General features: G+C 45.3%; 7 protein-coding genes. All 7 read left to right on the top strand.

What is annotated here, in order from left to right; translation table 11 throughout:
* The first annotated feature begins 29 nt into the window (after positions 1-29).
* From Q5866_RS18425 to Q5866_RS18455, 7 genes are read left to right on the top strand one after another with little or no spacing between them, the layout of a single operon-like run.
* Complete coding sequence (locus Q5866_RS18425) at positions 30-413, top strand: hypothetical protein (protein ID WP_303181743.1); 384 nt, start codon at positions 30-32, stop codon at positions 411-413.
* Positions 406-4,650, top strand: a complete 4,245-nt coding sequence (locus Q5866_RS18430) for a phage tail tape measure protein (RefSeq protein WP_303181744.1) — start codon at positions 406-408, stop codon at positions 4,648-4,650. The genes Q5866_RS18425 and Q5866_RS18430 overlap by 8 nt, the downstream gene beginning before the upstream one ends.
* On the top strand, positions 4,647-4,985 hold the full coding sequence (locus tag Q5866_RS18435) for a hypothetical protein (protein ID WP_303181745.1): 339 nt from the start codon (positions 4,647-4,649) through the stop codon (positions 4,983-4,985). Before Q5866_RS18430 ends, Q5866_RS18435 begins: the two co-directional genes overlap by 4 nt.
* On the top strand, positions 4,978-6,198 hold the full coding sequence (locus Q5866_RS18440; RefSeq protein ID WP_303181747.1) for a hypothetical protein: 1,221 nt from the start codon (positions 4,978-4,980) through the stop codon (positions 6,196-6,198). The genes Q5866_RS18435 and Q5866_RS18440 overlap by 8 nt, the downstream gene beginning before the upstream one ends.
* Positions 6,199-6,251: 53 nt before the next feature.
* Positions 6,252-8,804, top strand: a complete 2,553-nt coding sequence (locus Q5866_RS18445) for a hypothetical protein (protein ID WP_303181748.1) — start codon at positions 6,252-6,254, stop codon at positions 8,802-8,804.
* Between the two features lie 7 nt (positions 8,805-8,811).
* On the top strand, positions 8,812-11,379 hold the full coding sequence (locus tag Q5866_RS18450) for a hypothetical protein (RefSeq protein WP_303181749.1): 2,568 nt from the start codon (positions 8,812-8,814) through the stop codon (positions 11,377-11,379).
* An 11-nt stretch (positions 11,380-11,390) separates the two neighbouring features.
* Positions 11,391-11,669 carry a hypothetical protein gene (locus tag Q5866_RS18455; RefSeq protein ID WP_303181751.1) on the top strand — a complete coding sequence of 93 codons (279 nt, stop codon included), beginning with the start codon at positions 11,391-11,393 and terminating at the stop codon, positions 11,667-11,669.
* The last annotated feature ends 8 nt before the right edge of the window (positions 11,670-11,677 follow it).

Genomic DNA, 11,677 nt, shown 5'->3' on the forward strand with positions numbered 1-11,677 from the left:
TTTTCTTGTTGCTATGGTAATTTCAAACCATGGATTTAATTAAAAAGAAATTTGTCAGTAAGGTTCTCCATGAAGAGGGAGAACGTCTGCTTCGGAACCAAGGAACAATCTTGTATAAACGTTTGGTGTTCCGTGAAGGAGTGCTACGGGATAGCCGGGGAGTGGCAGTGAAAGAAGGTGATACCATGGATGGGGAACTGACGTTTAAGCACGTCGATTACGAGCGATTTCTTGACATGAAGCGCAAGGTCAAGAATAAACGGGGGGAAGTTAGAACGAGAAAAGGGTACAATATTCATAATCGTTTTACCTATGGGACTTATCACGCGATTGCCATGAGGTTAATGAATGGCCTTACCGATGAAGTGAGAGAGGGCATTAGGAACGAGTTAAAAATGGAAGGACATGGCTAAAAGGATCGTGGACGAGGATATGGTCCTCAATATTATCATTAACGGTGACAAGGGGAAATCGGAGTTGCTGAAGCTGGAACGCTCAATAAAGGATTTAAATGTTGCTAACGAGGGATTAGCGAATAAAATGGTGAGCGTAAAGCAGAAAATGGATGATTTGCAACGTGCGGGCAAGGGGAATAGTGCCGAGTATAAGGATTTGCGAGTGGAATTAAATCAGTTACAAAATTCATTCGATAGTAATTCGAGAGCGATTGATTCGGCAAAACAACGTATGGATAATATCCGAAAGGGAATGGATATAACGAAAATGAGCGTAACCGATTTGAGGAGGGAGATAACTCGTTTAACAAGATTGAGAAATACTTCCGATCCCGGAACGGAACAGTGGAAAAATTTTGATGCTCAACTCGTGAAGGTGCAGAAACGATTGGCTGAAGTAACTCGGCAGGGCAAGAGTACGCAAGGTATTCTGTGTCGGATGGCTGACGGTATAAATAAATATTGGAATTTCGTGGTGTCTGGTTTGGCATCTCTAACCGGTGTGGTATTGGGAATAAAAAGCGCGATAAACAAGTACGTGGAGTTTACCGACGTCTTGGCAGACGTGAGAAAAACAACCGGGTTGACGGAAAAAGGAGTGTTGCAGTTAAACGATGCTCTCCGGAAGATTGACACGAGGTCGAGTCAGGAAGAGTTAATGGGTCTTGCCCGGATTGGTGGAAAGTTGGGAATCGAGGGCAAGGAGAACCTAGAAGGATTTGTTAGGGCTGCTGATAAGATAAACATCGCGCTGAAGGAAGATCTTGGTGGTGACGTGGAGGAATCTATCCGACAGGTGGGCAAACTCGTGGATATTTTTAAATTGAAAGATGATTTTGGTATCGAGCAGGCATTGTTGAAGGTTGGTAGCGTGATAAACGAGTTAGGGGCGGCGAGTACAGCGAACGAGGGATATCTTGTTGAGTTCACGAAACGAGTAGCGGGAGTTGCCCCGTCGGTTGGAATATCGGTGGATCAGGTAATGGGATTGGCCGCGACCTTGGATCAACTAGGACAAACTGCCGAGGTGAGTAGTACTGTTTTTTCTAAGCTTGTGTCCGGGATGTTTAAGAATACGGCAGAATACGCGAAAGTAGCCGGGATGTCGGTGAAAGATTTTTCCAAGTTGATAAAGGAGGATGCGAATGAAGCGTTGATCCGCTTGTTTAACGGCTTACGAGGTAATGATTCGGAAATGCAAAAACTTGTCGCTAATATGGGTGACATCGGGATGGATAACGTGAGGGCTGTATCTGTGTTAGGGGCGTTAGCCGATAACACGAAAATGCTTCAGGAACAACAAGCACTGGCAAACGAGGCTTTCGTGGAAGGTATTTCTTTGACAGAAGAGTTCAATATTAAGAATAATAACTTGGCAGCGATAAGAGAGAAAGCGAAAAATCAGTTGAACGAAAGAATAAAACTTCTTGGAGAGAAATTGCAACCGTTGATGATTAGTGGGATGAACACGATGAGTATTTTGGTGAAAGTGTTGGGTACCTTGTTGTCATTTTTCTCAAAATACGGCTCCATACTCGTGAAATTAACCACGATTTATCTTTCTTATTTGTCGGTGCAAAAGTTGTCTGTGAAGTGGATGAAGGCGGAGGGGGCGGCGATATCGGCAAAACTTGTCTTGGATAGATTGTCCGTGTTTTGGACGAAATCGAAAACGGCAGCGACTTATTTGCTTGTCGCGGCACAGTCGTTGTTGACCGGGAAAGTACAGAGAGCTATGATTGCTTGGAAGGCGTTTAACAAGGTGGTCGGGACAAATCCTTATGCGTTACTTGTTGCCGGGATCGTGGCATTGGGATTCGCTATTACCACTTTAGTGAAGAGAAAAACGGAGTTACAGAAGTCCATGGAGAGGATCATTGCAATAGAGAAGGAGTTTAACAAGGAAGTTGCCTTGGAACAGAGAACGTTGGATGATTTGTTTGGAAACTTACGGAACGCGAAAGAGGGAACGAAAGAGTGGGAACGTGCCCGGAAGGAGATAACGGATAAATACGGGGGATATCTGGAAAATCTGAATTTGGAAATAAGTACATTGGATGATGCAGAGAAAGCTTATAGGGCTTTGTCGAAGTCGATCAAAGAAGCAGCAATGGATAAGGCTTTATCGAAAGCGAGGGAGAAAGCTGTGAAAACTCTTGTTGATACGGAATTGAAAAACTTTGAGAAGATTAAAAGGGCTTTATCGCATCAGGCTAGATACTTGAATCCAGAGGGAGCTTTTGAAGAATTACGAAAACAATTGGATAGTGGAGGGGAGTTTTCAGAGAGTATGAAGATTCATATTAAAACTGCCGGGTTATGGAATTATATTGACGAGATCAGGGATGCAAGAAAGATTTACGAGCAGGAGATGGTTCGGATAAAAGAACTTTTTACTTCACCTGTTAATGAAAAGGATAAAAAAGATAGTGGGGGAAATATTGAAAAAGTAAAACCCCGGAATTTTGATGTTGAAATTGTGGCCTTGAAGGAAAAGTACACGAAACAGCTGATCGAGAAAAAAGAATACGAGGAACAACTTGATAAACTTGAGTTGGAACATCTCCAGTACCGATTAGCGAACGAGGCTCAATCGGAAGAAGATAAGATAAAACTCCGGGGACAGATTGCAGACAAAATTATCGCGATCGCTGAAAAACAAAAGAAGGTGGAAACAAGTACGCAAAAAGAATATATCGATACTGTAATTGCTTCTTCAGAGTCGGCGGTGTTTAAAGAGAATAAAGCCTTTAATAACCGGTTACGTCAAGCCGGAATATACGGGAAGGATAGGGAAAAACTAACCGATAAGGAGTTAAAGGCTCTTGAGATCATGGAGAAGGAACACCAAGAGAATTTGAAAAAAATTGAAAAGGATACACGAAAGAAGCGATCGGATGATTACATGAAAGATGTAAATATAAAGTTGAAGAATCTTGAGACGGCGCACTCGATCGAGATGGCACAATTAAAGGTGCAGCAAAACGAGGAGCTATCGAATTTTTCGGGGACCTTGTTTCAAAGAAAAGAATTACAGAAACGGCATCAGCTTGAAACGATTACTCTCGCTGAAAGTCAAGCGAGCGAGGTGATGGATCTCGTGTCCAGTATTTTTGTTGATTTGGAAAAGAATGAATTTGATCTTGGAAAACAAATACTTTCTGATGAAGAGAAATTGCAGCTTCAAGGTCGTGTAGATGCGTTGAAAGCTTCTTTGGCGGAAATGGGTGTCGAGGTGAAAGATTTGACGACTTCGGAGCGAACGGATTTTGATTTGCTTGGAATGACTTCAAGCAAATGGGAAGAATTTTTTTCTAACCTGGAGAAAGGTAAGGTGGGAATAAATGATTTGGAGTTTGCCGCGGGAGCTCTTTCTAATGCTTGGGGAGCATACAACAAACTCCGGAACGAGCAGGGGAAAAAAGAGTTGAAACAATACGAGCAGAAGACAAAGAAGGAAAAAGCCGCTCTTGATGCGCAATTGGATTCGGGACAGATTTCACAGGAACAATATAATGCTCGTGTGTCGCAGTTGGATGCTGATCTGGATGCCAAGAGGGAGGAACTAGAACGAGAGCAGGCTGAAAGGGAGAGGAAACAAGCCCTTTTTTCCACAATTTTAAGTACGGCTGTTGGTATTGCAAAGGCGTGGGAACTTGGATTGCCGATGGGACCGATATTGGCGGCTTTAGTTGCTGCCACTGGGGCAGTTCAGATAGCGACGATTCAAGCGGCACAGTACGCGAAAGGTAAATATCCGGTTATCGGGGATGATGATGGGAAATTGTACCAGGCAGAATATGCCGGAAACAATTTAAAAACTGGGGTGTACGAGAAGCCGACATTAGGATTATTTTCAGAGAAAGAGCCGGAAATGGTGGTGGATGGAGCGACAACTCGGAAATTGATATTTGATTACCCGTTGATATATAAAAGTATAATGGATATTTCTCATGGTCGAGTCCTGCGATATGCTTCCGGGAAATATCCGGGAGAAACTTCGTCGCTTTCCTCTGGTAGCACGGTGAACGGGGTGGAGCCGGAATTAAAAAATCTACTGGTTAAAAATATGCAGATGATGGATCGTTTAATGAATATGGAGTTCTCAATCCCGATGTACGGGAGTAACGGGTTGGTTAAGAAAATAAAAAAGGCGCAGGAGTACGAACAAAATATTAAAACAGGTAAAGAATGAGTTTAGGGGTGAAAATAAATTCGAGGGTGGTACGGTTACCGGAGGATTTCGAGTTAGCGATTAATTTGAAAAATAGTTTACTGGATGATGACCGGGAAGACGCTACTTACCCGATGGAGGTGAATTTGGTTTCGAACCGGGAGGTGTTCGGTTTTATTGATCGGGCCCACGTGGACACGACAGGGGAGCTGTTGGCAGAGGTGGATTTCGGTCCGTACCAGTTATTGCGAGGGTGGTGCGTGTTGACGGATGTTGGAGGGGGAAGCGTGGAGTTTTACGTGTCGACGGCAAAAAGATTCTTTTTGGGGACGGGCAAAAAACAAGTGGTTGGATGATTCGATGGGTGGGCAATTTTCTAACCCGGGGAACCAGTTGGACACGTTGGATAGGTTTTCCCGAAGCTTGACGGAACGGATGGATTACGTGGTGTGTCCCGTTCGGGACTCGTGGATGAGAAACGTGGTAGACACGGAGGTGAATTTTTACAATTATCTGGAACCCGGGGAGACGTCGTTTCGTTTCTCTCTCGTGGCGAAACCTATTTTTTACACGCCTTTTTTGCGTGTGACGGTTGTGGTTGAAAAGATATTGAAAAGCATGGGATACACGATCGGGCAGGATGAACTGTCGGAAGACGAGAATTTGAAAGATTTGTTGATTATTTGCCGGAGAAATCCGATTAATATAACCTTGGGGTCGGAGGCGGGTGAAAGATACATGTACGGGGCGCATTTACCACATATTACGATTTATAGTTTTTTGCGGGAGATTGAAAACAAGTTCGGGTATAATTTTATAGTGGATGAAGGGAGAAAGCACGTGGATATCCAGAGATTGAATTTTTCGAGGGTGAAGGAGGCAAGGGTGTTTGACGGGATGGAAAAGCATTTTCTAACGGGCGATGACCGGGTGAAAGGAATTGTTTACAAGGATGCCGATAGTATAGACGAGGGGATAAAACAGCTCGCGGAAGCGGGGCTTTTGAGTGCCGTTTTTGGGCAAGAAGATGACGCGGAAACGGTGGATTGCATTTCGACGATCGTGGGCGTTAGTTCGGATATAAAGAAATTCAACATACCGAATGTTGAAACGAACTACCAGTATGAATACAGGTTCGCGGCATTCCAAGAGGAGTATTCCGAAACGTGGGATTATAAAGAACGAGTAAAAACGGAATTACGGTTTTCGATTTACCGGGGGATGGTTAAAGCTGTGCCGGTTAATGGCTCGGGGAGAAGATACGAGTTTGATTTCCCGGTGGCGAGTCCTATCCCGGAGGATGATAAGAACGGGACATTTTCGTTATTGTGGAGCGGGATTAATGATAGCTTGGGAGAGTACGTAAAGGATCGGGCGTTGTTGTTGATTGGTGCGAAGCAGACGAATGAATTCTATGTTTGCCCGGATATGAAGAATTTGGATAATTTGAAAGAGTTATTCTCGAACGTGCTAGTAATCCGGAACAGGAAATATTTGTGTTACGAGCAGGAGATTGTTCTGGGAAATAATTCGATTGTTTCGCATTTACTTCGTTGTTATCCTGTTTGATTTGTCCTTTATTGAACGGGAGGAACGTGATAATTTAGGGTAAAATTAAAGTTATGAATATACTTCAACAACCTGATGTTTTAAGTTTTGCCGGGAACGTGAACGATTTCGTTATAGAGGGTGTAACGGGATCGTTAACGTTTAAATTGTATATGGATGGTCTGGTGATCGTGAACGAGGTTTACGAGGCAGAGAGCGGTAATATCCGAATTCGTTGTAAGGATATCATGGATTGTTTTTTGTCCGTGTCTATTCCTCCCGCGGACGCGGATTATATTATTCAAGCATTGGCGGTAAAGAAGTTTCGGGCGGAGATAGAGGATACGACGATTGAATTTACTGTCGTGAAGGGTGGAATTTCGAACGTGGCGGAAACTTCCGGGGTGTTTTTAAAAACGCAGTTCTTGACCTTGCAACCGCAAGAAAAACAGATCGTGACGCATCAACCTGAATATTTGACGTATTATGGCGTCGTGGCGGGGAAGGTGAAAGTTCGGGCTTATTTCGCGGATGGTTCGGGGGAGAAATATATTTTGGATATCGTGGAAGGGAATTTGTACACGATAAATGTTTCTTACTTGAAGATTTCCGAGAAGTTCGGTAAAGCGGCGGGATGTTTTGATGTTTGGATAGAGGATGTTGATGGTAATAGATTAACGTATATACAACGGTATGTATTGGGGGCATCGAATGTTGAAACAAACGTGTACTTGTTCGAGAATACCTTGGGAGGGATTGACACGGTTGGATTCACTGGCAAGTTCACGGAGAAGATCAAGACAGAGGGAACGGTGACGACAATGTTGGAAGAGTCGAGTGACAGTGATATCGATTTGAATTTCTCTTGCGAGCAAAACACCGGATTTGTATCTTCGATTGATCACGCCAGATGGTTGCGTGGTTTTTTCGTGTCGAAGCAGCGTTTTCACGTGGCGGGGGCTTTAAGGAGGATATATTTGCGAGAGTCGGAAAATGTTTTTTCCGTGAGTTCGCTGAATGATTTCACGTTCGAGTTTTTTTATTCAAAGCAAACGAAATATGATATCGTAACCCGTAACAAGGGGGAGTTGCCTTATCTGTTAGAGTTCCCGGGGGTGGACTCGATCCCTTTTCTCGCCCCGCGATTGGCTGAATTCCCGATCGCGGTGGTGGCGGATGATTTGATGCTTCCGGTGCAATACGCGTTTGAAAACGCTTGGCGTAGAATTTCAGTGGCGGCAATCGCGCGAGCGGCTTCGGACGAAACGATTGATAAGATTGATTTGTCATCGTACTGGAAAAAAACAGAGTTGGTTAGGGAAGGGTTGTACTTGAAGTTTTTGGATAAATTTATTCGGGCGAAGTTCGCGGATGATTCGAAATTATTTGATAAACACGCTTGGGAAGACTGGTTTAATCAGGCTCTCCGCACGACTGATACCCCGGAATTTGTTGCTATTCTAGCTAATTACTTGAAGTCAGGGGATTTCGCTTCCGGTTTAACTGGTTACAAGGTGGGTGTTGATAGTGAGTTTGAAACCTTGAAATTGCGCAAGTGGCTAGAAGCCGCCGAGTACCTTTTAAACCAAATCAGTCTTGTCGGTGATGAAGTGATCTTGACGGAAGGGGGGCAGATAGATAGCGTGGAAGCGTTAGAGGGAGGTTATTATAAATGCATCCTCCGCGAAGAATCCGTGAGGACGGGTGAATTGAAGGTACATGACATTTGCGTTACCGATTTCAAGCTAGAGACGGGATTTCGAGTGATAAAATTCGAGATAACAGAAGTCGGTGACGGGGAGATAACGGTTTACCCGGAAGATCCCATGTACCCTCCCAAGCCGATGATGACCTTCAAGAGGATAGGTAATTTCACGGACACCACCAGACAGAACAGTATTCGTTTATCATCCCGTGACCAGATAATAGAGATGCAATCGGGTGTAGATACCTATTCCCCTACATGGAGAAACAGGGAGGTATTGATCGGGAAGATCGGTGATATGTTACCCCCGTCCTTGAATATACCGGAGCGAATAAGGCAAAAGGCGAGTATTTATGCCGCCAACATGATAGCATCCGGCAATTTCTACCAAGTTAGCCTTGACGGGGTGAGCCAACAAAGGGTACCTTGCTACAAGGGACTGTGGAGTATCGAGAAAGCCCCTTTCTTCTATTACGATCAGGTCACGGACGGTCACGTGAGGTACACGTGTGTCTATGAAGGAGAGAAAGGTACAACGGAAGAACCCCGGTTTGATTCTGATGTCTGGCAGGTTGCTGACGGTGATACAGCCTTGAACATGAAGATGTACAACAGTACCGGGTCGTGGGATTTCTGGGACAGGCTAGACATTTTATTTGACGCCTCTGTCGAGGTCTTCGCCGGGAGTAAGCCGATAAATAACCTCGTGAACGAATGGGAATGGTGGCTTGACACGGGAGACGCTGGATTTGATGCCGCTTGGAAGGCTGTTTATGGCTCGAGGACAGACACGCAACACGTGGACGGTAGCACGCTCCCGACTAACATGCAGACGGGGAGTCCCGTCCTGTTGTGGTGCAGGGCGAGGATTTATTATAAAGGCAAAACGAGTACAAACGAGGGATATTTGAATTTAAATTAATAATGACATGGCAAAGGCTTTAGCTAAAACACGAAAAAGGTACACTCCCCTTGACCTCGCTTATTCAAGGAGCGTTTCGGGGGCTTTAAACCAGACATACGACGCCAATTACCAGACTTACGATCCCGATCGAGGTCTTGTCCCGTTGGAAATTCTGTTCACGGTCAGGGCTACCGACCCGAAAGGCGTGATCGCTCCCGGTATAATTAACAGTAAATTGACGGATATAAGGTGGTACGAGAACGTGGTGGATGACGCCCATAATATTCTCGACAGTAACACGGCTTATATTATTGACCGTAACGGTACGACGGATAGTAGAGGAAAATTAACCGCGAGGAAGAATACCCCTCTTGATGGAGTGGTTTTGATCTTCACGGCGAAATACACCGACCCGAGGAACGGGAAAGTGGTGAACGTTACCGCCTCCATAACTCTTGGCGTGACGATATCGACGGAAGAGCCTTTAAGAGTTAAGCCGGGTTATCCTTTCGGGCAGGTTGTTGACCCGACGGAGCGGAGAGATATTATCGAGATTGATAACCCCCTTTTCGTGGGCGACCGCGAGTATGAAGGATCTATTTTCCGGTGGCAAAAGAAAGTGGGAAGTAATTACACGACAATCGCCGAGGGCGAGAGTGGCATCACGGGGACTTTCTCCGGGAAACTGAAAGTACCTTGCCCGGCAGTGGGGAAAAGGATGGATATAAGGTGTATCGCTGACGCTTTGCCCGATTTGACGGGAGTGAATCTTATCAGCAAGGCGATGATCTCCGATGACTGGAACGCGATATCGGCGGGCATGAGTACGCCGGGGGAAGATGCAGACGGGAAGTATCTCGAGATAGACCAGCAGAAAACGTACACGGCTTTTAACAAAGCCACGGAAGATATTTTCGGTGGGAAGGTAAAGTACAAGCCGGGGCAGAGATACAGGCTTGACGTGACATGGAAGTTGCAGGGCACGCAGGAGGAGGGCAAGAGCGGTTTGATTTTCCGTTTTCTTTACACGAACGGAGCCAAGAGTTCGGTAAATCTGCCCTATAATCAAACTTCCGTGACTGTATCGAGCGTGGTGTCGACCGCCGGGCTCACGATAGAGAAGATCACGGTGGATTACGGGGCGAGAACTTACAAGCCGAACGTTTACGCCTTGCAGCTGACGGAATATGATGGGGTTTCCAACTTGGCGACTGGCGGGGCGTTCAAGCGTATCCCGGCTAGTGGTATAGCGACAGGAAACAGCTGGGGGGCGTTTTATATTTCACCAGAAATAGCGGCACAATTGACGGTAGGCACGAAAGTAACCCTCTCGATCGAGGACGTTAATTTCGTCGCCGGTTCTGCCAACAGTTTAACTGTAAACTTGTACACCGGGACCAATTCAACCAATGGATTATCTTTTCCATTATCAACCCAAAGACTCACGATCACTATCCGTGAGCAAACGGACACGAGATCACCCCAGTTACTCGTGTGTGGAGGTGTCTACGATAACATGGTCGGTAACGCCGTCGAATTGAGAGGCGTGATGCTGGTTATTGGTGAAACTGCTTACAAGTACTCTCCCGCCGATGGTGAATTTATTCCCGCTCTAGCGGATGGCGCACCTCGTCCGGAGAATCCTTCAGAACGAGCGATAACTACCGATCACGTTCTCTCGACACGGTATCCAAAGAGCGATATTGAAGTTGTCGCCCCCGCTGAAATCCTTGACGAAACGAGTTTGTTCGGGGCAAGCGTGGTGATGCATTCTAACCGGGGAGATATCGTGAAGCCTGAATTATACTGGAGTTTCCCGTGGAAGGATAAAACGGGAGCTGTTTTCGCTCGTGGAAGCAAGGTATTTATAAAGGATGAACAGTTCAACAACGAGGAGTTCGATTACTCCGTTGAAGCCATCGAGGGGCTCAAGGAGGCTAAATGGGCGGCAAAACTCAACGGTATAGATCAGGGTTTGTTCGTGAATGGACCATTTAGTAATAATTCCCCGACGATTAACAAGCGTCACGTGATAGAATTTATTCTAAACGAGGATATCTCAAGTAATTGTTACTTGATTGACTTCCATTACACTCAAACCACGGATAGCGCCAACAAGAGGCGCGTTGTCTTAAGAATGATTAAAGACAACAAAATACAAATACTCGTTAATAATAAAGATGAAACATTTGCGCATTCGATAACAAGTCTAATTTTACAAAAAGATAGGCTGTACAGGATTGAATTGGTATTTAATTCGTCCGGGCTGTTATCTGTCTTTAGAGTTAACGGAACGATTTACCCGACAACAACAGGAAATGCCACGCTTTCAATAGAAGCCACGAGACTAGGGTTAGGATGTTATGCCTTACCAAGCATTGCTTACCCCTCCCCGGTTACAATACTTCGATACGAGTTCTGGTCATCCGAGACGTACAATTACCTGTTGTATGATTTTCTGCCCGTGAATGGAGATAGGAGTAAGATGCTGACGAACAAAGGCACGGGTGGCGTGTGGACGCTCACGGCGGTTAACGCCCCTGACGCGACAACAGAGATTGATCCCGAGAACGGCTTTTTTGTAACAATTTAAAACTAAATACAATGAAAAAACAACCCCTTTACATTTTTTGCGACACGGCTAAAGCAGCCGGGGCGGGAATATTGCAAGAATCTCGCCGTCGATCACTTGACGGGACGATGGTTATCCTTCACGAGGATGATTTTAAACTTTATTTCCCGGTTATAAACGAGGAAACGGGAGAGATAGCCTTAACTCTTGAAGAGAAGGCTAAAACGGTTGACGGGCGTGTCCTCACAACCGGGCAGGCGCAACGGGAGATTTTAACGGACAAGTGGAACCCTGAAAACGATGAAGCATGAGTGAAGTA

This window comes from uncultured Butyricimonas sp., from assembly GCF_959596855.1.
Lineage (GTDB): Bacteria > Bacteroidota > Bacteroidia > Bacteroidales > Marinifilaceae > Butyricimonas > Butyricimonas muris.

Excerpts from the sequence above, each read along its gene's own strand:
- Q5866_RS18450 (WP_303181749.1), top strand. The coding sequence starts at position 8,812 with ATGGCAAAGGCTTTAGCTAAAACACGAAAAAGGTACACTCCCCTTGAC.
- Q5866_RS18425 (WP_303181743.1), top strand. The coding sequence starts at position 30 with ATGGATTTAATTAAAAAGAAATTTGTCAGTAAGGTTCTCCATGAAGAG.
- Q5866_RS18455 (WP_303181751.1), top strand. The coding sequence starts at position 11,391 with ATGAAAAAACAACCCCTTTACATTTTTTGCGACACGGCTAAAGCAGCC.
- Q5866_RS18435 (WP_303181745.1), top strand. The coding sequence starts at position 4,647 with ATGAGTTTAGGGGTGAAAATAAATTCGAGGGTGGTACGGTTACCGGAG.
- Q5866_RS18445 (WP_303181748.1), top strand. The coding sequence starts at position 6,252 with ATGAATATACTTCAACAACCTGATGTTTTAAGTTTTGCCGGGAACGTG.
- Q5866_RS18430 (WP_303181744.1), top strand. The coding sequence starts at position 406 with ATGGCTAAAAGGATCGTGGACGAGGATATGGTCCTCAATATTATCATT.